The organism is Streptomyces achromogenes subsp. achromogenes, assembly GCF_000720835.1.
GTDB lineage: Bacteria > Actinomycetota > Actinomycetes > Streptomycetales > Streptomycetaceae > Streptomyces > Streptomyces achromogenes.
Map to the genome: position 1 here is coordinate 82,383 of NZ_JODT01000027.1, position 23,931 is coordinate 106,313.

Genomic DNA, 23,931 nt, shown 5'->3' on the forward strand with positions numbered 1-23,931 from the left:
TGAAGGACATGCTGCCGGGCGGCGTGCCGCGGCCTTCTGTCCCTTGTGTTTCTTCTTCCGGCCCTCGCCTGCGCCGTTGTCAGCCTGGTGCGCGGAGGCCGGGGAGCGCGTCCGCCGCGTTCCGCACGCACGTCTCCGCCACCTCCCCCGCCCGCGTCAGAGCGGCGGCGCCGCTCAGGATCCGGTATCCATCGCCCGCAGCCCCAGCGCCCGCCCTGCCGCCTCGTCCCGAGCAGTCAGGGCCGCGGCGAGGTCCTCATCGCTCACGGGCAGCTCGTCCTCGCCGTAACGGGGCACGGCGCACGAACTGCTCGTCCGGCGCGGCCGGGTGAGGCGTGTCCTGCTGTGCGTCCGGCGCACGGACGGCGCGAAACAGACGGTCCGCAGCGACCCCTGGGCCGGCCGCCGGGCCATACAGCGCCGCCGCCTGCTCCAGGGGCGAGGACGGGTGCCTCGATGCCGGACAGCGCCCCCGTACACGCCCAGTACACCGTGTCCCTGCCGGGGCAGGTGCGCGGCAGCATCCGGTGCCGGCCGGGCAGCCACGGGCCGACCCCGACGGGCGTGGTACGGGTCGGGTGCGGGTAGGGCGGTCACCGGTTCCGTGGCTGCCCGGGCTTTTCCCGGTGGGGCGTCACCAGGAAGCGGGGGCGGCCACCGGGTGGTCGAGTAGCCCGTCGGGCACGGGGCGATCCGAGCGCGGCCAGCGGGTCACCGCCCGTGCCCCCGGTCGCGGTCGTCACGGCTGTCCCTCGCTTTGCGCGGCGGGCACGGTCCGGAGCCCCGGCGCCCGTGCGGGCCACCACGCGCGCCGCTTCGTCGATGGCCCGGTCCGACAGGAAAAGGCGGAGGGGGACGATGGCGAGCAGAGCGAGTGCGGCACACACCGTGAAGAGAGCTTCGGCGTCGACCGTGAGAGAGAGCACGCCGCCCAGTGCCGAGCCGACGGGCGTCATGCCGTACGTCAGCATCCGTGAAGCCCCGCTGACCCGGCCCAGGTCGGTGCGGTCGACGGTGAGCTGGCGTACGGACATGGCCTCCACCGACCACATGCCGCCCAGCGCGCTGCCGGCGGCCATGAGGAGTACGAGGAGGGCGCCGTCGGCGATGAGCGGTCCGGCGAACACCAGCGCCCACCCCACGCGGGTGAGTGTCAGCGTCCAGCTGCGGCCGAGCAGCCGCTCCACGCGGTGGGTCGCCAGAGCGCCCAGGGCGGCGCCGACACCGGTGGCGCCGACGAGGAAGCCGTACTGCGAGGAGGACAGGCCGAGTTCGCCCGGCTTGACGGCGTACACGATGAAGATGGTGTAGAAGATGCTGTTCGCGATGGTGGTCAGGCCGCCGACGCCCACGAGGGTGGCCAGGACGGGCCGTGCGAACACCAGCCGCGTGCCCGTCCACCATCCGGTGGGCGCCGCCGAACCGTCCCGTGCCGCGAGAGGCCGCGCGCCTGTGCGCACCTGCGCCGCGACCAAGGCGGCGGCCAGGCATGCCAGACCCGCGACCAGCCCGGGAAGAGCCTGGTGGACATCGACGAGCACACCGGCGAGCGCGGGGCCGAGGAACTGGTAGAAGAGCCGCGTGGAGACGGCGAGGAAACCGTTCGCCCTGGTACGGCGCTCCTCCTCGACCGCGTCGGCCGTCACCACCTCCGCGGCCGTGTCCACCACGGTCTGCAGGGCCGCGACGACGAAGACCAGGACGGGCGCCATGACGAGGACCGCGGTGCCGGTCCAGATCAGCACCGCCAGAGCGAGCATCCCCACGCACCGGCCGGCATTCGCCAGAGTCAGGGCACGCACCGGGTCCATCCGGTCCACGACCACGCCCGCGGGCACGGCCGCCACCAGCCACGGCAACGTCGCCGCGACCGTGACCGCGGCCACCGCCACGGACGAATGCGTATGCTGGGCCACCATCATCGTGGCGGCCACCGCGAAAACCCCGTTGGCCGTATCGGAGACCGCCGTGGCAGTAAGGAACCTGCCGAAGCCACCGGTCATCGAGCGCTCCCTTCCCACCCTGCCGCACCCTTCGTCATCGCGTCCCGCACCCGTGCGCTCCGCCACCGACTCCCGCAGTACCTGCCAACCGGCCGGCACCTGCCGCCCGCACAGCCCCAGGACCGGCGCGGGCACCGATCTCGTCGACGTTCGATCACGCGCAGATGCTCCCACCGGTTGCCGGCCGCGGCCAGGCCCCCTCGCAGCGGGCCCGCAGGTAGCGGAAGGTACGGCACGAAGCGGTGCAGCACGCAGTCCATGCCCGCCGGGCTCACGGGGAAGAGGCAGCCGGCCCGCTCTTGCGGAAGCGCGGCCGTCAGCGTGTTCAGCATGGCGGTGGAGACAGCGGATGAACGGGGCCTGGCAGGCCTCCCCCACCACCTCCCCGCTCCCCTCCCTCTCACCGACACCCCAGTCGACCATCAGGGGCCATCGGGGTCACGCGGTCGGTGTCCGGGCCGTGGCCGTCATCCCGGCGCCCGGGGTGTCCGCTCTGTCACTCAGTGTTCCTCGGTCTGCTCGGTGACCCGGCGGGGGCGCAGCAAGGTTGCCGCCATGAGCGCGGTGCCGGCCAGGCCCACCGCCGCGATCAGCGACACCGCGGTGATGCCCCGGTCGTAGGCATGCTGTGCCGAGTGCAGCACCTCGCGGGCGGTCCGGGGCGGCATGTGTGTCATGACGTCCTGCGCCGCGGTGAACGACACGCGGGTCCGGGCCTGTTGGTCTTCGGAGAGGCCGGGCACCTGGGGCAGGCCCGTGCGGTACACGGTGGTCAGGACGGTGCCGAGGACGGCGACGCCGAGTCCCGCGCCGAGTTCGAAGGACGTCTCCTGGATGGCCGCCGCTTCCCCGGCCCGCTCGGGCTGCGCGGCGCCCATGATGGAATCGGCGCCCAGGGTCATCACGATGCCGGCGCCGTACCCCGCGGCGAGCAGCGGGGCGAGCAGAACGCCATAGTGCGCAGGGTCGCCGACGACCGCGATGGCCGCGTACGCGACGGCGAACAGGCAGAGCGCGCCGGTCAGCGCCCAGCGGTTGCCCCACCGGTTCGCCGCCCAGGGGGCCGTGACCGCGCCGAGGGCGTTGGCGCCCGCCAGCGGCATCAGCGCAAGCCCGGCACGCAGCGGCGCGTACTCGCCCACCTGCTGGAGCCACTGGGTGAGGAAGAACAACAGGGCGACGTAGCTGCCGAAGCAACCGATGACACACAGCGTGGCGGTGGTGAAACGGCGTTCGCGAAAGAGGGTGAAGTCCAGCAGCGGCTCGGCGATGCGTCGCTGCCGGCGGACGAAGGCGTAGATCAAGGCGCTTGCGACGAGTCCGGTGACGACGATCACGGTGTTCAGCCCGGCGTGTTCACCGGCCTGCTTGAGCGCGTAGACGACGCCCGCCAGACCGGTGACCGACAGCGCGACGCCGGCCACGTCCCAGCGGCCCGGTTCGGGGTTGCGCGACTCGGGGATGACGCGGGCGCCGACGGCCAGGATGACGACGATGACGGGGACGTTGATGAGGAACACCGCTCCCCAGCCCCATGCCTTGATGACCAGGCCGCCTGCCAGCGGGCCGATGGTGGCCCCGACGCTGTGCGCGGAGGTCCAGATACCGAGAGCCATGGCGCGCTCGCGGTCGTCAGGGAAGACCACCCGGATGACGGCCACCGTGGACGCCATGATCATCGCCGCGCCGGCACCGAGCGCGGCACGGGCCGCGATGAGCTGTGCGGTCGAGGTCGAGAAGGCGGCCGCGGCGGAGGCGACGCCGAAGGTGAGGAGGCCGCTGAGCATCATGCGGCGCCGGCCGATGCGATCGCCGAGGGTGCCGCAGGTCACCAGGAGCGCGGCGAGCGTCAGGGAGTAGACGTCGACGATCCACAGCAGTTGGGCGGGGCTCGGGTCCAGGTCTCGGCTCAGACTCGGCACCGCTACATGCAGGACGGTCAGGTCGATGCCGCACAGGAAGAGGCTGCCCGACACCACGGCCAGGACCGACCACCGCTGCCGCGCGGAAAGGCCCGGCCGCGCCCGCCCCTCGGCGCTCGTGGAACCGTCCGCACTCTTCTTCCCGTCGGCTGATCCGGCCGCGGCCGGTGCCTTGCTCTCCGTCACAGTCTCAGCTTCAGTGAGTATCAACACCGCCTGCAAGTACGGTCATTGATGTCACCTAGTACCACGCCGTATACCAAAGGAGGTCAGGGATGCGGTCCACGATGGAGGAAGCCTCGGATCACTGTGCGGTCGAGTTCGCCATGGAGTTGCTCGGCGGCCGTTGGAAACTGGCCATTCTCAAACAACTGGTCTCCGGCACGCATCGGTTCGGCGAGTTGCGGCGTGCGCTGCCGGGTGTCACCCAACGCATGCTGACCCGCCAGCTGAGGGAGCTGGAGGCGGACGGGCTGGTGGAGCGGACCGTGTACCGGGAGGTGCCGCCACGGGTCGAGTACGCCCTCACCGATGTCGGCCACACCCTGGACTCCATCACCGAGCAGCTGGACGCGTGGGGCCGCTGGTACCGCGACACGGTGCGCCTCGAAGCACCAGCCGGTCCCGCCGCGTCCACCTGACCAGGCGTCGTCGGGAAGACTCGTCAGGAGGCTGGTGTGGCGTCCTTCGTGGTCGTCTCCGTCTCGTAGGCGACCCGGAGCACCGTGTCGAGGTGGGTCAGGCGTTCGGCGAGGGCCAGGTGATCGGGGGTGTCGCCGTAGACGATGCCCACGAAGGCCTGGGTGCCCTGCCGCCAGTCGACCGGCTGGCCGGGGGACTTGGCGAGTTCGACCCGCCGGACGCCGGGCAGGGCACGGGCCTCCTTGACGCCGGTCACCGAGGAGACGGCTCGGGCGTCCATGGGCGGGGCCAGGAAGCGCTGGTAGGCGACGCGTTCGGGGGCCGGGACGGTGAGCGGGGCGGGCAGGGTGCCGAGCGCGCAGTCGAGCGCGGTGCGCAGGAGGCTGAAGCCCGTGGCGCGGCCCACCACGTCGTTGACGAAACCGCCGAGCCTGCCGTTGACCTCGATGAGGCGGGGGCCGTCGGCCGTGAGCTTGAACTCGGTGTGGGTGATGCCGCCGGTCACCCCGAGGGCCCGCAGGGCGTCGGCCGTCGCCTCCAGCAGCTCGGCGCGGACCGGCTCGGGCAGGTCGGCGGGGAAGAACGCGCCGGTCTCCCGGAAGGGTTCCAGCAGCGGGGGCTTGCCGGTGACGCCGACGTGGGTGATCTGCCCGGCGTGGACCGCCGACTCGACGGAGACGTAGTCACCCCAGTGCCGGCCCGCCACGGTGGGGTCGCCGACCAGGTACTCCTCCAGCACGAGTTCCGGTTCCCCCGCGCTCAGCAGGCCGGTGACGATCCGTACGCCCTCCTCCACCGTGTCGACCAGGACGGTGTTGCGGCTGCCCGCGCCCCGGCGGGGCTTGACGACGGCCGGAACCCCGACGGCGGACACCGTCGCGCGGACCGTCTCCTCCCCCGCACCGGCCCGCAGCGCCTCGTGGCGCGGTGTCGGCAGGCCCGCCTCGGCCAGCCGGGCACGCTGCCGGTGCTTGTCCACGAGCAGGGCGGCGGTGCGCGGGCTGTGGAAGTCCAGGCCGAGCAGTCGGGCCAGCTCGGCTGTCGGCTCGATCGTCAGATCGCTGAAGGTGGTGATGCCGTCGACGCCCAGTTCCCGGAGCCGGGCCGCGGTCTGCTGCGGCGGGGTCCCGGCGTCGTAGGTCACCACGGTGCCCGTCTCACGCAGCAGCGGCAGCGCCGACCGCACGCTCGCGGACGCGGGGTCGCAGACCAGGACCAGCGAGCAGTGGCCGTAGGAGGCCGCCGCGAGTTCCAGCGGGTTGACCGATCCGTTCTCGTAGACGACCGCCAAACGGCGCTCCATGCGGGGGATCCTTTCGAAGGGGCGGCCGGGCAGATGTACTCCCCGGCCGTGGGGCGGTGGCCCGCCGAGCCGTGGGCTCAGCCGGGGCGTGGGCTCGGCCGAGGTGTGGTCCTGCAGGCCGTGGGGCCCGCTCCGCCTAGCCGAAGAAGTGCTTGACCAGGAAGAAGACGACGACGCCGATCACGGTGACGACCAGGAAGTGCTTGACGAACCGGCCCGCCACCAGGGTGGCCACGCCGCCGGCGAGGGTGGGCACGGCCCACTCGCTGTCGCCGCCGGCCCACATCGGGCTCAGCACGGCGGGAAAGACCAGGGCGGCGAGCACCGCGCCGGGCACGTAGTTCAGGGCGCTCTTGACCACCTCGGGCAGTTCCCGGTCCCCGAACAGGACCAGGGGGACCCAGCGGGTGGCGAACGCGCACAGCGCCATGCCGATGATCAGGAGGGTCAGCGTCATCTCACACCGCCTCGGGGGTGTCGGAGGTCTCCGTCTTCTTCTTGTGACGCTTCTCCGCCACCTCGCAGAGCACGCCGATGACCGCTCCGCCGAGGGTCGCCACGACGACGTACAGGTTGTACGGCAGCGGATGGGAGACCAGGGCCAGGGCGCCGGCGCCCAGGACCGAGACCCAGATCTTCCAGTTGGTCAGGGCCCCGGCCATCATCGCGATGAACAGTGCCGTCATCGGGAATTCGAGGCCCTCGCCGGCGATGTCGGGCACCGCGCTGCCCAGGGCCATGCCGACGACGAGGGAGCTGATCCAGTTGGCGAACATCGCGGTGGCACTGCCGAGGAAGTACCACTGGCGCTCCCGGATGCCGACCGGCTTCCCGAAGCGTTCGATGACGATGAAGAACGTGGCGTCGACCAGGCCGAACGCCAGCAGGGCGCGCCAGCGCTGCGGTAAGTCCCGCAGGTGCGGCCGGAGCATGATGGCGTAGATCGTCATGCGCAGGCTGAGCACCAGTGTGGTGAGCAGGATGACCGGCGCCGGCGAGCCGTCGCGCAGGAGCTGGAGACCGGCGAGCATGGCGGTGCCGGAGTTGACGGCCGCGCCCATGCCCAGCGTGCCGAGCCAGCCCACACCGCCCGCGACACCGGCGGCCCCGGCGACGATGCCCATCGGGAACGCGGCGATCATGAAGGGGGTCATGGCGCGGGCTCCGGCCCAGAACTCGGTGCGCGCGTCGGCCGCGGCACCCGCACCGGTGTCGGTGAGGGCGGGTGTCTCCTTGTTCACGGCGTCGCTCAACGTCGTACCTCGTTCACAGTCCCGTCTCCTTCGCGTGTGATCGTCACTGTGCAGTTCTACAGGACGACCGGACGCGGTCGCGCGGCGATCCGGGCACGCAGCAACGACGCTACCTCACCGCGCAGTTCGGCCGGGGAACCCAGCCACAGCGACTCGACGGCGGCCCGCCGGTAGAAGAGCTGCGCGTCACTGTTCTCGGTCATGCCGTACGCCCCGTGGATCTGCATCGCCTCGGTGGCCGTGCGCCGGGCCGTCTGCGCGGCCATCGCCAGCGCCTGCGCGGCCGAAAGCCGTACGGTCTCGGCGCCGACGGTGTCCGGGCGGTCGGCCTCCCAGGCGGCCGCCCGCACCACCAGCCCCACGGCGTCCACGCGGGCGGCCAGCTCGGCCAGCCGGAGGGCGAGTGCCTGCTGGTGGCCGATGGGGCGGCCGAACTGCCGCCGTTCCCGGGCGCGTTCGACCGAGAGCCGCAGGGCGCCCCGGCTCACTCCGGTGAGCTGGGCGGCGTGCCGGACGCGGGCGCCGTCGAGCGTGGCACGCCACAGGGCCGCGGGGTCCTCGCCGAGGTCGAGCCAGGCGGTCACGGGCGTGTCCGTGAAGTCCAGCGCGTACAGCTCGCCCCGGCCCAGCTCCTCGTGGAGGCGGCGGGAGAGGCCCCGCGCCCGCGGGTCGGCCAGGGCCGCGTGCAGCTTGCCGTCGGTGTCGGTGCCCAGCACGAGCAGGTGGTCGGCCTCCTCGGCGAACGGCACGAAGGCACGCGTCCCGGTGAGGGTGCCACGGGCGCGGTCCACGGTCAGCGGGGCGGGGACCGCGGTGGTGGTGCCGCCGGGGGCGTCGGAGCGGACGGCCAAGGCGACGGTGGTGCCCTCGCCGATCCGCCGGAGCAGGTCGAGGGGGGCTTCGCCGCACCGGGCGAGCAGCTCGGCGGCGGTCAGGGTGTCCGGGAGCAGGCCCTGGTAGAGGACCGCGCCGAGTTGTTCGGCCACGACGACCAGGTCCTCCTGGCCGCGTCCGGTGCCGCCGGCCGCCGCGGGCAGCGGCAGCCGGGGCACGCCGAGGTCGACCAGTGCCTGGTGGACCATGGCCCGGACCTCTCGGTTGTCCTCGGTGCCGGAGTACGGGGAGCGGTAGGCCATGCGGCGCACCAGTGAGGCGACCTCCTCCTCCAGGAACTCCGAGAGGGCTTGGTCGAGGGCGAGTTGTTCGGTGCTCGGCGCGATCTTCATGGCGGCTGAGTGCTTTCTGCGAGAGGGGCGGGCCCGGCGCGTCAGGCCAGCAGGCCCAGGCCGGTGGAGGCGATCAGCGCGAGCATGACCTCGGAGGTGCCGGAGGCCAGGGTGAGACCCGCCGCCTCCCGGTAGGCCGCCTCGCCGATGCCGTGCAGGGCTGCCCGGCCGTCGTGCCGGTCGAGCACCCCGGGCAGGCCGGTGAGGTCCAGTGCCGTGTGGGCGACCTCCTTGCTCACCTCGGAGGTGAGCAGCTTGGCCATGGCGTTGTGCACCTCGTCGCTGCGGCCCTCGGCGAGTTCGCCGACGGACCGCCACGACAGCAGCCGCGCGGCCCGCACCCAGCCCTCCAGCTCCACCAGCCGGGGGCCGTGCACGGGGTGCTCCAGCAGGCCGGTGTCCGCGGCGTGCCGCAGCAGCACGTCGAACCAGCGGGTCGCCTTCGCCTCGAACTCCACGCCGGTGCGCTCCAGGCCCAGGACGTGGTTGATCACCTCCCAGCCGCCGTCCACCTCGCCGACGATGTCGTCAGCGGTGACCCGGACACCGGCCAGGGTGATGTCGCCGAACCGCTCGTCACCCAGGTTCCACAGCGGGTCCACCAGAACGCCGGGCGTCTTCAGCGGCACCACGAACAGGGTGATGCCGTGGTACTTCACGTCGGACTCGCCGGTCCGGGCGGCGCACAGCGCGAAGTCGGCGAGGTGGGACTTCATGCTGTAGACCTTGCGGCCGCGCAGCCGCCACCCGTCGCCGTCCCGCTCGGCCCTGGTCTCCAGCGCCGCCAGGTCCGAGCCGACGCCCGGCTCGCTGAACAGGATGGACGCCGCGCCCTCGCCCCGGGCGATCCTGGGCAGCAGGCGCTCCTTCTGGTCGTCGGTCCCGTACATCAGCAGGGCGAGGCCGACGATGTCGATGCTCAGGGTGTGCACGATGTCGGGGACACCGTGCCCGATCAGTTCCTCCGTCACGATGGTCTTCTGCTGCAGGGTGCCGCCCAGACCGCCGTACTCCTTCGGCCAGTTGACGGCGAGGTAGCCGCGCTCACCGAGCCGGCGGTAGACGTCCAGCAGCCCCGGTTCCCCGCCCCGCCGGGCGCGGACCGCCGCGACCTCGGCCCGCACCTCCTCCTGGCACAGCAGCGCGCAGATCTCGTCGCGGAATGCGCGGTCCTCGGGAGTGTCTCGGAGTTCCACGCTCAGCTCCTCGCGTCCAGCACCCGGCGCACGGCGTCCGCGAGGACCTCGACGCGGGGGTGCTGGAGCATCGTGTAGTGGTTTCCGGGTACGGGCAGGTGTTCGACGTCCCGGGTGGCCAGGTCACGCCAGCGCGCCACGGGAACGTTGTCCTCGTCGGCGGCCGTCAGCAGGGTGAGCGGCGAGTCCAGCGGGCGGGCGGGGTGCAGCAGGACCGCTCGGGTGGTGGCGAGGAACACCCGCATGCGGGCGCGTAGTTCACTGCGGACGCCCTCGGGGACCAGGCCCGCGCGTTCCAGCAGGTCCGTCACCCGGTCGAGCCGGGCGTCCGGCGGCAGGGTGCGCAATTCTGCCACGTCCAGTGCCGGGACGGGCTGTTCGCGCAGGCCCGCGAGGTCGTGCACGAAGGACCGCAGCAGTTCGGCCTCGTCGGGCAGTGCGGCGGGATCGGTCACGCCTTCGCCGGGCAGCGAGGTGTCGAACAGCAGGAGCGCGCCGACCTCCTGTCCGGCGTCGCGGAGCTGGGCCGCCATCTCCGCGGCGATGGCACCGCCCACCGACCAGCCGCCCAGGTGGTACGGGCCGGTGGGCTGCACCTCGCGGACCGCCGCCACGTACAGGCGGGCGTAGTCGGCCAGCCGCTCGGGCGGGGCGCTGCCGTCCAGGCCCGGCGACTCCAGGCCGTAGAACGGCTGGTGGGGTCCGAGCAGCCGGGCGAGCGGGATGTACGGGACGACCGCGCCGCCCGCCGGGTGGACGCAGAAGAAGGCGGGACGCGTGCCCTCCCCGGCACCGGGCGGGGTGATCTCGACGAGGGTCGCGGAACGTGCCCCGGTGACGGCAGCGGCCTGTCCGGCGTGTGGTCCGCCGGCCGGCGAGGGGTCCCGCCGGGCGCGCTGTTCGTCGATGAGCGACGCGATGCCGCGGACCGTGGGCGCGAGGTAGAGCCGGCGGACCTCCAGCGTGACACCGTACTCCTGGCGGATGGCGGTGGTGAGCCGGACGAGGTTCAGCGAGTTGCCGCCGAGCGCGAAGAAGCTGTCGTGGACGCCGACGCCGCCAGGGACGTCCAGCAGCTCGGTCCAGATCCGGGCGAGGCCCTCCTCGGTCGGGGTGGCGGGCGGGGTGCGCTCCGCCCGCTCCTCGGCGTCACCCGGCTGCGGCAGCCGCTTGAGGTCGACCTTGCCGTTGGGCGTCAGCGGCAGGGCCTCCAGCACGGTCACCACGGACGGCACCATGTGCAGTGGCAGTCCGTCGGCGAGGTCCTGCCGGACGCGCTCGCCGTCCAGCGGACCGTCGGCCAGGGCCTCGGGCTCGGCGACCGCGTAGCCGACCAGCCGGGCCCGCGGGCTGCCGGCGTGCTGGACCGTCACCACGCCTTGGCGGACGGCCGGATGGCTGGTGAGGGCATGCTCGACCTCGCCGAGTTCGATGCGCAGACCACGGATCTTGACCTGGCGGTCCGCGCGGCCGAGGAACTCCAGATTGCCGTCGGGCCGCCAGCGCACCACGTCGCCGGTGCGGTACATGCGCTCCCCCGGCAGGGCGGCGAACGGGTCGGGCAGGAACCGGTCGGCGGTCAGGTCGGGACGGCCGAGGTAGCCGCGGGCGAGTCCGGTGCCGGCGATGTACAGCTCGCCGGGGACGCCGACGGGCACCGGGCGCAGCGTCCCGTCGAGGACGTAGGCGCGGTGGTTGGCCATGGCCCGGCCGATGGGCGGGGCGCTGGTGAGCCCTTCGGGCGGGCAGAGGTAGTCCACGCAGGCGACGGTGGCCTCGGTGGGGCCGTAGCCGTTGTGGAACTCCCGGCCGGGGGCGCTCCAGCGGTTGACCAGCTCGGCGGGGAACGCCTCCAGGCCGACGAAGAGCACCCTGAGGTCCGTCAGCGGCCCGGCGTCCAGCAGGCGCAGCACAGCGGGCGGTACGTCGGCGACGGTGACCCGCTGCTCGGCCATCAGCCGCTGCAGGGCGTCCGGGTCGAGCAGTTCGGCGCGGGGTGCCCCGATCACGCAGGCGCCGGAGCCGAGGGCGGCGTAGAAGTCGAAGACGCTGACGTCGAAGGCCGGGTTGGCGAACTGCAGCAGCCGGTCGTCCGGGGTGATCTTGAACAGGTCGCGGACGCTGACGACGAAGTCCACCGCCGCCCGGTGGGAGATCAGCACGCCCTTCGGCTTGCCGGTGGAGCCCGAGGTGTAGATGACGTACGCGAGGTGGTCGGGGCGCACTCCCGTCTCGGGCGGCGAGTCGGGCTGCCGCGCCAGTTCGGCGTGCGCCGTCTCGTCGTCGACGTACCAGCGTTCCTGGTCCGCGGGGAGCAGGTGGCCGAGGTCGCGGGTGGTCAGTACGGTGCGCACGCCGGCGTCCGACAACTGGTGGGCGATGCGGTCGGCGGGGTACTGGGGATCGATCGGCAGCCAGGCGGCGCCCGCCTTGAGCACGGCGAGCTGGGCCACCGGCAGGTCGAGGCCGCGGTCCAGCAGGACGCCGACGATCTGGTCGGGTCCGGCCTGCCAGCGGTCGCGCAGCACGTGGGCGAGTCGGTTCGCGGTGCTGTCGAGGCGGCCGTAGCCGAGTTCCCGGCCGGCGAACCGCATGGCGGGTGCGGCGGGCCGCTCTGCGGCGTGCGCGGCGACCAGCTCGTGCAGCAGGGCGGGGCCGGCCGGGTCCGCCGGGGCCGGCCGCGGGTTCCAGCCGTGCAGGACGAGGTCCCGCTCCTCGGCCGTGAGCACCTCGAACGCGCTGACGGGGGTGGCGGGTTCGGCCACGGCCTCGGTCAGCACGGAGCGGAAGTGCGCCACGAGGCGCTCCATCCGGTCCCGGTCGAACAGATCGGTGGCGTACTCGATCCAGACGGCGAGTCCGGCCTCGCCCCGGTCGGTGACCTGGAAGGCGAGGTCGAAGCGGGAGCTGCCCATGCGCACGGGCAGTTCCTCGACGGTGAGGCCGGTGAACTCGAAGGCGCCGACGATGCCCTCGGTGAGCAGGGTGAAGCTGATCTGGAACAGCGGGTTGCGGCTGGGGTCGCGCTCCGGGCGCAGCTCCTGCACGAGGGTGCCGAAGGGCACTTCCTGGTGTTCCAGGGCGCTCAGGACCGTGGTGTTGACCCGGGCGACCAGGTCGGTGAAGGAGGGGTCGCCGGAGACGTCCGTGCGCAGCACCAGGGTGTTGGCGAAGAAGCCGACGAGCGGCTGCAGTTCGTCACGGGTGCGGCCGCTGAAGACGGAGCCGAAGGCGAGTTCGGACTGCCCGGTGTAGCGGGCGACCACCACGGAGAACGCGGCGAGCAGCACCGACAGCAGCGAGGCCCGCTCCCGGGCGGCCGTCTCCCGCAGCGCGGCGCCGAGTTCGGCGGGCAGCTCGCACTCCAGTGTGGCTCCGGTGCCGGAGGGCTGGGCCGGGCGGGGCCGGTCGGCGGGGAAGTCCGTGGTGGGGAGTCCGGCCAGCGCCTCGCGCCAGTGGGCGATCTCCCGCTCCAGCGCCGGGCTGGTCAGCCACCGCTGCTGCCAGGCGGCGACGTCGGCGGGCTGCAACGGCAGCTCGGGCAGCTCGGCGGTGGTGCCGGTCAGGTGCGCCCGGTACAGCGCGGCGAGCTCCTGGGTGATCCGGCCGGTCGACCAGCCGTCGGTGACGATGTGGTGCATCACGAGCAGCAGGACGTGGTCGTCGGCGGCGACCCGGAAGAGGGTGGCGCGGAAGACCGGGCCGGCCTGTAGGTCGAAGGGGGCCCGGGCCGCGTCGTCCACGAGACGGGTCAGTTCCCGCTGGGGGTCCGGGCCCGGCACCTCCACCAGAGGCAGGGGCCAGGTGTCCGGGGCGGGGTCCACCGTCTGGAAGGGCACCCCGCGCTCGCTGCCGAACCGGGTGCGCAGGCTCTCGTGCCGGGCGGCCAGCGCGGTCAGGGCCCGGCCCAGCGCCGCCGGGTCCAGGGCGCCGCGCAGCCGCAGCGCGAACGGCACGTTGTACACCGGCTGTCCGGGCTGGAGCTGGTGCAGGAACCACAGGTAACGCTGCTGTTCGGAGACGGCCAGCGCGCCGTCCCTGGGCACCGGTGTGATCCGGTCCCGCTGCTCTTGGAGTGCGCGCTGCTGCCGGCGCTTGATCTCCAGCAGCCTGCGCTTGACGTCGGAGAGGCCGCCGTCGTCCGTGGCCGCCCGTGCTGTGTCCGCCATGTCCCTCGTCAACTTCTCAGGTGTCCGTCCGGTCCGCCGTCGCCCGCGCCTCGTGCTCCTGGAGCAGGCGCAGGGCCTCCTCCTCGGAAAGGCCCTCGACCGAGGCGAGCAGGTCGTCGTCGGCGCCGCCGCCGAGGGCCTCCTCGACGGCCGCGGTGAGGCCCTCGACGCTGCCCTCGGTGAAGATCACCGGAAGCGGCACCTTCACCCCGAACGCCTGCTCGATACGGGTCATCAGTTGTACGGCCTGGAAGGAGGTGCCGCCGATCTCGAAGAAGCTCTCGGCGGGGTCCACCTCCGCTTCGGCGATGTCGAAGACCTGCCGCCAGATCGCGGTCAGTTCAGCGCCCACGTCGGTGCTCACTCGGTGATCTCCTCCCACTCGGCGGCCGCGATCTCGTCGGCCGTCTCCCACGGCGCCTTGTACTCCATGGACACGGCGTGCCGTGCCAGCACGTCGCGGTGGCGCCAGACCTTCTCGAAGGCGTCGGCGTAGACGGACAGCAGCGGACCGGCCTCGGGCGACAGATGGGCCTTCTGCAGGGTGAACGAGTCGTTGATGACCGCGAGGGTGGTCGGCTGGTCCTCCGCCCGGTACTCGCGCGGCGCCACCCCGGGAAGCCGCCAGGGCAGGCCGCCGTAGCCGAGCCGGTCCCGGAAGACCCGCTGCTGCGGCAGGGACATCATCTGGTAGTGGCTGGCCGGCACGCCCTCGGAGCGCAGGGCCCGCATCAGCGCCGCCCGCAGCGGTCCGGCGTGCCCGGGCTCCAGGCCCCACGCCTCGGGGTCGGTGCGGAAGCGCAGGATGTGCCAGGCGTGGCTGCGGTCGTCGGGCACCACGGGGGTGACCAGTCCGGGCAGGGCGGCGAGGCGGTCCAGGAAGCGGCGCACGTTCTCGTCGCGCAGCTTGGCCTCCTCGTCGAAGCGTTCGAGCTGGCTGCGCGTGAAGGCGGCCTGGATGGCGTTCGGCTTGTGGTTGAAGCCGAGCAGATGGCCGACGTAGGAGCGCTCGGCCTTCTTCGTGGCGACCTCGCCGAACTGGCGCAGCATGGCGGCCCGGCGGGCGATGCCGTCGTCGTCGGTGGTGATCAGGCCGCCCTCGCCGCAGGTGGCGAGGTTCTTGCTGACGTTGAGGCTGAAGGTGTTCACCGCGCCGAGGGAACCGACGGTCCGGCCCCGGTAGACGGCGCCGTGCGCCTGGGCGGCGTCCTCGACGACGGCCAGGCCGTGCTTGTCGGCGATGGCGCGGATCTCGTCCATATCGACCGGCAGGCCGTGCAGGTGGACCACGACGATCGCGCGGGTGCGCGGCGTGATGGCGGCCTCCACCAGGTGCGGCACCAGGTTGTAGGTGCGCGGGTCGATGTCCACGAACACCGGGACGGCCAGGATGTGCAGGGGCGCCACCGCGGAGGCGATGAAGCTCAGCGCGGGCACGATCACCTCGTCGCCGGGCTCGATGCCAAGCGCGCCCAGGGCCACGGACAGCGCGGCCGTGCCGTTGCTCACCATCACGCAGTGGCGGGTGCCGACCCGCTCGGCCCACTCCCGCTCCAGGGACTCGATCTCCTGCTCGCCGACGGCGGCCGTCGTGAACCGGCCGCTGGACAGCGACCGCAGCACGGCCTCGCGGTCGGAGTCGGTCACCCGCGGCCAGGCGGGGATGCGCCGGGTGCGGGGCACCGCGCGGGCGCCGCCGAGCATGGCCAGTCGGTCCGGGGACGCCTGCCGCGTCGACCGGGGCGCGGAATCGGGCATCAGAGTGCGGCTCCTTCGTACGCGAGGACGTCGAGTACCTGCTCCAGGTCGGAGCGCAGCGCGTGGCTGCGGCGCGCCAGCCGGTCCGGGCCGAGTTCGCCGGAGCTGGTGAGCGCGGACATGATGCGGATGGCGGAGAAGTGGTGGGCGATGCGCTCGACTCCCCGGGCCGCGTCCGCGAGGCCGGGTTCGGCCAGGGTGCGGGCGGCCAGCGCCAGCCAGTCGGCGTGGACGGCGGTGCAGGCCAGGGCGGCGCCGGTGACGACGAAGAGCTCGTCGCGCACCGCTTCGCCGGCCGCCAGCCGCTCGCCCGCCCAGGCGAGGAACGCGGTGAGGCCCTCGGCGCCGGTGAGGCGCGGACCGGGCGTGCCCTTGCGGAAACCCTCCACGTTGCGCTCGATGACCGAGCGGATGTGCGCGCGGTCGAAGGCGGGGAAGTCCTCGGGGGCGGCGTCGAGTTCGACGGAGAGCCAGCGGTTGCCGATGCGGACGTCGGTGAAGAACATGTCCCGGTCGTGGACGGCCGGGTTGCCCGAGTCCCGGGCCGCGGTGAGCTGCTCCAGGGTGATGTCACCGTGGAAGCGCGGCGGCACCGCGTCCAGCACCCGCACCGTGCCGCGCTCCTCGTCGAAGCCCTGGACGATCACCATGTGGTTGGAGTGCACGTCCTGGTAGGCGGGCCGGAAGGGCAGCTCGAAGTTGTCGACGGCCACGGCGACCAGTCGCCCGGCGGCCACCTCGGCGCGGACCTGCGCCCAGCCCTCGGCCGCGTCCGCCGGGTGGTGCCAGGTGGAGCGCACCGGATGGTACGGGGCGAGCGCGCCGAGCAGCGACACACCGCTGTCGCACGGGTAGTAGTACTCCTCGCGCCGTATGTCGCCGGGCAGGTGCCAGAACCCCCAGGCGGCGCCGAGGGTCTCCAGCGGTGCCACGCCCCGGTGGTGCAGGAGGGTGGCCATACAGCCGTGCAGGCAGCCCGCCAGGTCGTGCCGCCAGCCGAGGGCATCGGATACGAGTGCTGCTTTCACTGGGTGGCCTCCGGTCGCACCGCGGGCGCGAGGGTGATCGCGAAGAGGTGCATCGCGGGGTTGTCGGGAAGGCGGAAGGCGCGCAGCCGTTCCTCCCGGGTGACGGGCACCCGCTGACGCCAGACGGTGGGGCCCATGGCGTGCTGGATGTGGCGCGGGTAGTGCAGGCGCGTGCACGAGAAGGCGGGGCGCTCCCCGAACCGGGAGGCCGTCTCGGGCCAGAAGTCGGACACCCGCAGCCACTCCGGGTCCACGCTGCCGTCCGCGAAGTGCAGCAGCAGCGGGTCCTCGGTGCGGCGTTCGGCCGCGGCCAGGACGTGGATCCAGTCGTAACGCCCCTCGGGGACCGTGACGAGCTGACCGCGGCAGCGGACGTTGTCCGGCGATCCGTCGCCCGTGGCGGGCCAGCGGAACGGGATGCCGTGCACCTCGACCGTTCCGGCCGGGGGGAGTTCTTCGGCGGGGAAGGTGTTGCCCCAGATGTTGAACGCGCCTTCGGACAGCCGGTCCGGGCGGGTGACGCCGACGTTGTCGGCGAGTGCCGTCAGGTCCAGCGGGACGGGGGTGGTGGTGGTCGACGTGGTCACCTCGGTCGTACTCCAGCCGTGTTGCGGGCGGGGATGGTCGGTGCGCCGGCCGGTTCCCGGCCTGGGGCCAGGCGCAGCACGGCGCGCAGGTGCGGGTGCAGGGTGCGCGGCTGCACGTGGACGCCGACCCGCTCGCGGGGGGCGGCGAAGTGGTAGGCGGCCGGGGCGACGGGCCGGGCGAGGCCGGCCAGCCGGTCGGCGAGCAGCCGGTGGCCGTCGGCCGGGGCGTCCTGCCACAGGTCGACGCCGACCGCGACGCCCGGCCCGAAGGACGCGGGCGCGCCGTGCCGGGCCCTGTGCAGGGCCTCCTCGGGCCGGATGCCCGTGCCCAGTACGGCCAGCACACCGGCCGGCCCGGCGAGCCAGCCGACGAGCAGATCGGAGGGGGCCGGGGCGCGGTCCGCCAGCGGCAGCGCGGACGGGTCGTAGGGGGTGCCGGGGACGCGTTCGAGGGTGGTCTCGGACAGCGGCTTGTCGTCGGCGGACCAGTGGCGTACGGCACGGAAGCCCATACGGGCGTACACGCCGGGCAGGCACCGCTCGACCACGGCGTTCAGCCACAGCCTCGGCACGCCCTCGGCCAGTGCCGCCGCCTCGACGGCCTCGACCAGCCGCCGGGCCAGGCCCCGGCCGTGGTGTCCGGGATCCACACACACCCGGTGCACCTCCCAGCCGCCGGCGCCGTCGGCGGACACGCGCAGCGCCGCGGCCGGCCGCCCACCGGTCGTCTCGGCCACCCAGATCCGGGTGCCCCGGGCGAGCTGGCGCCGCACGGCGTCCTCGCTCTCCCGGGCCCCGTCCGGGACGGGGAGCCCGGGGAGCGGGTCGGATCCGGTGTAGGCGAGGCGGGTCAGTTCGGCGATCCGGCCCGCGCGGGAAGCCGCCTCGGCCGGGGACAGGCGGCGGATGCGCGGCTCACTCATAGCCGAGCAGCAGGTCGTGGTAGCAGCGGGCGCCGAACTCCAGGGCGTCGACCGCGATGCGCTCGTCGGCCACGTGCAGCATGTCCCGGTAGGAGGTCCCGCTGCGGTGGCGCAGCGGCAGCCAGCCGTACGTCTCGATGCCCAGTCGCGGGAAGAGACGGGCGTCGGTGGAGGCCGTGGTGACCATCGGGACCGGGACACCGTCCGGGTCGTGCTGCCGCAGCACCTCGGTGAGGCGGTGGTAGAAGCCGCCCAGCCGGGGCTGGGGCATCTGCTCGCCCTCGACGAGGACCTCGAGGTCCATCTCCACTCCGGCCCTGGCGCGCAGTTCGGCGAGGAAGCCGGGCGTGTCGAACGGGCCGGGCAGCAGCCGTCCGTCCAGCTCCACCGAGATCTCGCTGGGCAGCACGTTGGTCTTGGTGCCGCCGTGGATCACGGTGGCGTTGACGGTGTGCCGGACGACGGAGCGCAGGTAGCGGATGTCGCGGTCGTCGAAGCCGGCCAGGCGGGAGGCATCGGAGGGGTCGGCACGGAACGCGGCGACGCGCGCGGCCTCCACCGCCGGGAGCGTCTTCTCCAGTTCCTTGAGCATCAGCTCCACGGCCGGCGTCAGCAGCACGTCGAGACCGCCGTCCGCGATGGCGTCGAGCAGCCGGGTCAGCTTGTAGGCCGCGCCCGTGTGGTCGGTCACCCGGGAGGCGTGCCCGGCGGTGCCGTGCAGGACCGCGCGGACCCAGCAGGCCCGCTTCTCGGCGACCACGACGGGGTGGAAGCGGGTCTGGCCGCCCAGCGAGAGGGTGGCGCCGCCGTCCTCACCGATCGCGTAGCGCACCCCGTCGAACAGTCCGGGGTGCTCGTTCACGAGGAACTTCGCCCCGGCGGCGCTGCCCGCCTCCTCGTCGCACACCACGGCCAGCAGCACGTCGCCCGCCGGGGCGCGTCCGCCGGCCCGCAGGGTGAGCAGGGCGTCGAGCATCATGGCCAACTGGCCCTTCATGTCGACCGCGCCACGGCCCCACACCTCGCCGTCGACCAGTTCCCCGGCGAACGGGTCGCGGGTCCAGGGCTGTCCCTCGGTGGGGACGACGTCGACGTGCGCGTGCAGCAGCAGCGGGGGCGCCTCGCCGCGGCCGGGCACCCGTGCGACGAGGTTGGGCCGGTTCGGTTCCCGGCCGAGCAGCCGGGTCTCCACGCCCGCCGCGGCGAGCAGTTCGGCCACGTAGCGCACACAGGCGGCCTCGTCACCGGGCGGGTTGGTGGTGTCGTAGCGGATCAGCCGCCGGGTCAGTTCGACGACACCGGGCATGGCCGCCGCGACGGCCTCGGTGGTGCTCATGCGGTCTCCTCCGTCCCGGATGCCGGCTCCGCCAGGTCGTGGGCCAGCTCCTTGAGGAGAGCAGCGGGCGCCTTCAGGAAGTCGTAGTGCGCCCCTTCGAGCAGCACCTCGCGGACGCGGTCCTGCGGGGCGTACGCCGACCAGCCGGCCATCAGGGCGGGCGGTATCACCTCGTCGCCGCGCCAGCCGATGGTGGTGAGCGCGGTGGGCAGCGTGAACGGCTCGGCGACCCGGTAGCGGCGGTTGGCCTCGATGTCCGCGGCCAGTACCGAGACGCCCAGCTCGATCAGGTCCGGGTGCGGTTCGCCACCCGCCGCCCGGGTCAACGCGGCCAGTTCACCGGCCAGTTCGTCCTCGCCCAGGTCGAGCAGCCTGCCGTACGGGCCGTCGTGCGGGGCCACCTGTGACGACACGAACAGCCGGTCGGGCACCGGCAGACCGCGGCGGGCCAGCTCGCGCACGGCCTCCACGGCGGGCAGTACGCCGCTGCAGTGGCCGAAGAAGGCGAACGGGCGGTCCAGGTACGGGGCGAGCCCTTCGACGAGCGGGCCCGCCAGCTCCTCGTAGGTGGTGAAGTGCGGCTCGCGCAGCCGGGTCTCCCGCCCCGGCAACTGGACGAGACACACCTCGGCGCCGCCGATCCGCTCGGGCCAGAGCGCGTACATCGACGCGCCGACACCGGCGTACGGGAAGAGGAAGATCCGCGGCGCTCCGTCCTGGGACTTGGGGCGGCGCAGCAGCCATTTCGCGGGGCGGGCGGGGCGGGCCCCGGGTGCGGGGGCGCCCCCAAGGCTCTCAGCGGGGAGAGCGGACATCATCGTTGTACCTCCGGGACGGGGGCGGTCGCGGCGGCGGTGCCGCCCGACTCCGCGACGAACTCCGCCAGCTCGGCCACGGTCGGGTTCAGGTAGAGATCACGCGGCCGGACCGGGGTGCCGTAGCGCTCCTCGATCCGCCGGACCAGCACGGTCGCCTGGAGTGAGTGGCCGCCGAGCTCGAAGAAGTCGTCGTCGGCACCGATCTCGTCCAGGCCCATCAGCTCGGCCCACAGGGCGGCCAGTTCGCGTTCCAGACCGGTGGCCGGGGGCCGGTAGTCGGCGTCCACGTCGGGGCGTTCGCGGATCTCGCGGGACTCCAGGGCCGCCCGGTCGACCTTGCCGTTGGCGGTCAGCGGCAGCGCCTGGAGCCGGGCGATGGCGGAGGGCACCAGGTGGGACGGCAGGGTGCGGGCGAGTGCCTCGCGCAGCGCGCCGGGACGGACGTCCTCGTCGCCGGCGACGAAGGCGACCAAGCGCTTGCCGGTCTCGGGGTGGCTGTGCACCACCACGCCGGCGTCCCGGACGCCCGGCTGGTCGAGCAGCGCGTTCTCCACCTCGCCGGGTTCGATGCGGAAGCCGCGGACCTTGACCTGACGGTCGGCGCGGCCGAGGAAGTCGAGGGCCCCGTCGGGGCGGCGGCGCACCAGGTCCCCGGTGCGGTACAGCCGGGCCCCGGGGCGGCCGGAGAACGGGTCGGGCACGAACCGGTCGGCGGTGAGCGCGGGGCGTCCGGCGTAACCGCGGGCGACGCCGGCGCCGCCCGCGTACAGCTCGCCAATCTCCCCGTCGGGCACCGGGCGCAGCGCCTCGTCGAGGACGTGGACCTCGGTGCCGTTGACGGCGCGGCCGATCGGGACGGGCCCGTCGCCGACGGGGGCGGTCATCGGGTGGCAGCAGGTGAACGTGGTGTTCTCGGTGGGGCCATAGCCGTTGACCACGGTGATGCCGGGCAGCGTGGCCAGGACGCGGTCGACGTGCCGGGGCGAGAGCACGTCGCCGCCCGCGAGCAGCACCCGCAGGCCGGTCAGCCGGTCGACGGGTCCCTCTGCCATCTGGTGGAAGAGCCCGGCGGTCAGCCACAACACGCTGACGCCCTCCGCGTCCACGGTGTCGGCCAGCGTTTCCAGGGAGAGGTCGCCGGGCGGCAGTACCGCGAGCCGGGCACCGTTCAGCAGCGGGGCCCAGATCTCCAGCGTCGAGGCGTCGAACGCCAGCGGGGCCGCCATCAGGAAGACGTCGTCGGGCGCGACAGTGAGGTAGTCGCTGTCCAGCACCAGCCGCAGCACGGCCCGGTGCGGCACGACGGCGCCCTTCGGGGCCCCGGTGGATCCGGAGGTGTACGCGATGTAGGCGGCGTGCTCCGGGCCCACGGGCAGCCCGAGATCCTCGGCCGGCTGCCCGGCGAGCACCTCGTCGAGGGCGCCGAGGTCCTGTACGTCGGCGAGTCCGGTGACGCCTTCGAGAGTGAGACCGTGGGCGATCAGCAGCTCCAGCCCCGCCTCTGCCACGAGGAGTTCATGGCGGGCCCGGGGCTGGCGCGGATCGAGGGCGACGTAGTGGCCGCCGGCCTTGAGCACGGCCAGCAGGGCCACGGCGGTCTCGGTGGAGCGTTCCAGGCAGACGCCCACCGGCGTCTCGATGCCGGCCCCGCGGTCGCGCAGGTGCCGGGCGAGCCGGTTGGCCCGCTCGTTGAGCTGTCGGTAGGTGAGCCGTTCGTCACCGAGGCTGATCGCCACCGTGTCCGGTGTGCGGGACGCCTGGCGTTCGAAAGCCGCGTGCACCGACTCGACGGTTGGTCTCATTCCCCGATCCCTCTGTCTTCGCGTGACACCACTCGGCCGTTCTCTTCAGTCCCGCAGGCTCAGCGGCCTCAGATCGGTCCAGATCCGGGCTATCTCGTCCAGGCAGTCCGCCCGATTCCCGGTGAATCCGATTTCCCGCCAGCCGAGCGGCGGTTCACTCCCCGACGACCAAACCGAATACTGTTCCTCGTCATTGACGACAATGACCCAGGAATCCCGCAGGGTTTCTGTCGTTGTTTCGGACACTCGGCCGCCCCTGTTCCAGCACATCGGAATTCAGATTACCCGGCAAACACTATGGGAGTTCCGTGGGCAGCACATCCACCCTCTCGTGGATTCTTTGCCGAACGGTGTGTGGACAGCGGTGCCGGGTGTGGACGCCACGCTTACCCGTGTCCACACCCGACGGCCACGCCCGGCCTACCGCCGGCTCAGGCGGACTGCTTCACCAGCCCCGAGCGGTAGGCGTACGACACCAGTTGGGCCCGGTCGCGCAGGCAGAGCTTGTTGCGCAGCCGGTGGAGATGGGTGCGGATGGTGCTGACCCTGATGGACAGTTCCTCGGCCACCTCCTCGATGGCCATGCCCTGGCCGACCAGGGAGAGCACCTCGCGCTCGCGGGCCGTCAGGGTGCTGATGGCCGGGCTTTCGTCGGTCCCCGGGTGCAGGTCACGGCTGCGGAACCAGTCGATGAGACGTCCGGCCACCTCCGAGCAGAGCGCTGTGCCGCCGGCGGCGACCGTACGCACGGCGTACTCCACCTCCTCACGCTTGGAGTCGCCGATCAGCACACCGTCCACGCCCGCGCGCAGCACTTCGCTGATGGCGTCGTCGTCCCAGTCCATGGAGAACGCGATGCAGCGCGCGCCCGCACCGGAGGCGTCCTTCTCGGCGACGACCCGGCGGATCAGCTCCACGCCCGACATACCCCGGTACTTCAACCCGCTGATGACGACGTCAGGCCGGTGCTGACGGATGAGCATGAGGGCACTCATCGCACTGTCGGACACACCCACGACCTCGATGCCCTGAGATGCTTCCAGGAACGTCTGGAGGCCGTTTCTGATAATGGAGAATTCATCGCAAATGAGCACTGTGATCGGAGCCATCAAGCACTCATCCAGGGTGGAAGGTACTGCGGCGATAACCCACGTCTACTGGACATCTTTACCCCCCCGGCTCATATCGATTGTGACACCATTTCCGGATCGATTCGATCACGACAGCGAGACAGTGTCAAAGGTTTGATCGCCGGACTTCCGTGAAATCACCCCTGTCCGACATTCCCGGAGCCGTCCGCCATGCCCGCAGCGAGGGTGGTTCCGTCGGCCGGGTCGATCAGCAAAAACGCCCCTGTTCGGCGGGAGTCCGCGTATGCGTCGACGGCCAAGGGTTCGGCGGTGCGCACGACGACCCGGCCGATGTCGTTGGCCACCAGCCGCCCGGGGTGCGAGGGAATGTCCTTGACGATCGCCTTGACCGTGCGGGTGCCGTGCTTGAGCAGGACCCGGTGGCCGGCGGTCAGCGGCTGGTCGGCGACGTGACACACGGTCGCCTCGATGTCCTGGGTGATCGCGGGCGCGTCACCGGCCGGCACGATCAGGTCGCCGCGCGAGATGTCGATGTCGTCCTGGATCCGGATCGTCACCGACTGCGGCGCGAAGGCCATGTCGACCGGCTCGCCCAGCAGGTCGATGCCGGCGATGCGGGTGGTCCGCCCGGACGGCAGCACCGTGACCTCCTCGCCGACCCGGAAGGTGCCGGCCGCCGCGGAGACCGGGATGGAGGTGAAGGTGGGGAGTCCCAGCTCGGCGGCATGCGTGGCGAAGTCCCGCACGATGCGGTCGAAGACCGGCTCCTCGTAGGCGACGAGGTCCATCTTGTTCACGGCCAGCACGACGTGCGGGACGCGCAGCAGGGCGGCGATGGCCGCGTGCCGGCGGGTCTGCTCGACCACGCCGTTGC

Annotated in this window: 20 protein-coding genes; 1 reads left to right on the plus strand and 19 read right to left on the minus strand. The window is 72.8% G+C overall.

The window, feature by feature from the left end; all coding sequences use genetic code 11:
* Positions 1 to 593: 593 nt before the first annotated feature.
* Together IH25_RS0126235 and IH25_RS0126240 are read right to left on the minus strand one after the other, a co-directional pair.
* Entirely contained in the window at positions 594 to 2,003 is a 1,410-nt protein-coding gene (locus IH25_RS0126235; RefSeq protein ID WP_030615445.1) for an MFS transporter, read from the minus strand.
* Positions 2,004 to 2,503: 500 nt separating this feature from the next.
* Positions 2,504 to 4,111, minus strand: coding sequence for an MFS transporter (locus IH25_RS0126240; protein WP_078844414.1), 1,608 nt, complete (start codon positions 4,109 to 4,111; stop codon positions 2,504 to 2,506).
* 89 nt (positions 4,112 to 4,200) lie between these two features.
* Between IH25_RS0126240 and IH25_RS0126245 the strand changes: the two genes are divergently transcribed.
* Positions 4,201 to 4,566, plus strand: coding sequence for a winged helix-turn-helix transcriptional regulator (locus IH25_RS0126245; RefSeq protein ID WP_030615448.1), 366 nt, complete (start codon positions 4,201 to 4,203; stop codon positions 4,564 to 4,566).
* Positions 4,567 to 4,589: 23 nt separating this feature from the next.
* Here the strand turns inward: IH25_RS0126245 and IH25_RS37845 are convergent, their stop codons facing one another.
* The 17 genes from IH25_RS37845 to IH25_RS0126325 form a co-directional block, all read right to left on the minus strand.
* Positions 4,590 to 5,870, minus strand: a complete 1,281-nt coding sequence (locus IH25_RS37845; protein ID WP_051754114.1) for an ATP-grasp domain-containing protein — start codon at positions 5,868 to 5,870, stop codon at positions 4,590 to 4,592.
* Positions 5,871 to 6,006: 136 nt separating this feature from the next.
* A complete protein-coding gene (locus tag IH25_RS0126255) occupies positions 6,007 to 6,327 on the minus strand; it encodes an AzlD domain-containing protein (RefSeq protein WP_030615452.1) in 321 nt (106 codons plus the stop codon).
* 1 nt (position 6,328) lies between these two features.
* Positions 6,329 to 7,123 carry an AzlC family ABC transporter permease gene (locus IH25_RS0126260; protein WP_051754115.1) on the minus strand — a complete coding sequence of 265 codons (795 nt, stop codon included), beginning with the start codon at positions 7,121 to 7,123 and terminating at the stop codon, positions 6,329 to 6,331.
* A 56-nt stretch (positions 7,124 to 7,179) separates the two neighbouring features.
* Positions 7,180 to 8,349: an acyl-CoA dehydrogenase family protein gene (locus IH25_RS0126265; RefSeq protein ID WP_030615458.1), complete on the minus strand. Its 1,170-nt coding sequence runs from the start codon at positions 8,347 to 8,349 to the stop codon at positions 7,180 to 7,182.
* Between the two features lie 41 nt (positions 8,350 to 8,390).
* On the minus strand, positions 8,391 to 9,545 hold the full coding sequence (locus IH25_RS0126270; protein ID WP_030615463.1) for an acyl-CoA dehydrogenase family protein: 1,155 nt from the start codon (positions 9,543 to 9,545) through the stop codon (positions 8,391 to 8,393).
* A gap of 2 nt (positions 9,546 to 9,547) precedes the next feature.
* A complete protein-coding gene (locus IH25_RS0126275) occupies positions 9,548 to 13,714 on the minus strand; it encodes a non-ribosomal peptide synthetase (protein WP_051754116.1) in 4,167 nt (1,388 codons plus the stop codon).
* A gap of 16 nt (positions 13,715 to 13,730) precedes the next feature.
* Positions 13,731 to 14,078: an acyl carrier protein gene (locus IH25_RS0126280; protein ID WP_030615469.1), complete on the minus strand. Its 348-nt coding sequence runs from the start codon at positions 14,076 to 14,078 to the stop codon at positions 13,731 to 13,733.
* Entirely contained in the window at positions 14,075 to 15,472 is a 1,398-nt protein-coding gene (locus IH25_RS0126285) for a DegT/DnrJ/EryC1/StrS family aminotransferase (RefSeq protein ID WP_030615471.1), read from the minus strand. Before IH25_RS0126285 ends, IH25_RS0126280 begins: the two co-directional genes overlap by 4 nt.
* The gene (locus IH25_RS0126290; protein WP_157847021.1) at positions 15,472 to 16,500 is read right to left on the minus strand and encodes a BtrH N-terminal domain-containing protein; all 1,029 of its coding nucleotides are present in this window, start codon (positions 16,498 to 16,500) and stop codon (positions 15,472 to 15,474) included. Before IH25_RS0126290 ends, IH25_RS0126285 begins: the two co-directional genes overlap by 1 nt.
* On the minus strand, positions 16,497 to 17,087 hold the full coding sequence (locus tag IH25_RS0126295) for a hypothetical protein (protein ID WP_030615477.1): 591 nt from the start codon (positions 17,085 to 17,087) through the stop codon (positions 16,497 to 16,499). Before IH25_RS0126295 ends, IH25_RS0126290 begins: the two co-directional genes overlap by 4 nt.
* On the minus strand, positions 17,084 to 18,010 hold the full coding sequence (locus tag IH25_RS0126300) for a GNAT family N-acetyltransferase (protein ID WP_030615479.1): 927 nt from the start codon (positions 18,008 to 18,010) through the stop codon (positions 17,084 to 17,086). The genes IH25_RS0126295 and IH25_RS0126300 overlap by 4 nt, the downstream gene beginning before the upstream one ends.
* Positions 18,003 to 19,346, minus strand: a complete 1,344-nt coding sequence (locus IH25_RS0126305) for a M20/M25/M40 family metallo-hydrolase (protein ID WP_037655618.1) — start codon at positions 19,344 to 19,346, stop codon at positions 18,003 to 18,005. The genes IH25_RS0126300 and IH25_RS0126305 overlap by 8 nt, the downstream gene beginning before the upstream one ends.
* The gene (locus IH25_RS0126310; RefSeq protein WP_245172887.1) at positions 19,343 to 20,164 is read right to left on the minus strand and encodes a thioesterase II family protein; all 822 of its coding nucleotides are present in this window, start codon (positions 20,162 to 20,164) and stop codon (positions 19,343 to 19,345) included. The genes IH25_RS0126305 and IH25_RS0126310 overlap by 4 nt, the downstream gene beginning before the upstream one ends.
* The gene (locus tag IH25_RS0126315) at positions 20,161 to 21,966 is read right to left on the minus strand and encodes a non-ribosomal peptide synthetase (RefSeq protein WP_051754118.1); all 1,806 of its coding nucleotides are present in this window, start codon (positions 21,964 to 21,966) and stop codon (positions 20,161 to 20,163) included. The genes IH25_RS0126310 and IH25_RS0126315 overlap by 4 nt, the downstream gene beginning before the upstream one ends.
* Before the next feature lie 45 nt (positions 21,967 to 22,011).
* Positions 22,012 to 22,236, minus strand: coding sequence for an MbtH family protein (locus tag IH25_RS39875; protein ID WP_078844415.1), 225 nt, complete (start codon positions 22,234 to 22,236; stop codon positions 22,012 to 22,014).
* Between the two features lie 161 nt (positions 22,237 to 22,397).
* The gene (locus IH25_RS0126320) at positions 22,398 to 23,075 is read right to left on the minus strand and encodes a response regulator (RefSeq protein WP_037655620.1); all 678 of its coding nucleotides are present in this window, start codon (positions 23,073 to 23,075) and stop codon (positions 22,398 to 22,400) included.
* Between the two features lie 158 nt (positions 23,076 to 23,233).
* Positions 23,234 to 23,931: elongation factor 1-alpha C-terminal domain-related protein (locus IH25_RS0126325; RefSeq protein ID WP_342447379.1), on the minus strand; the 698-nt coding region annotated here is incomplete at its 5' end.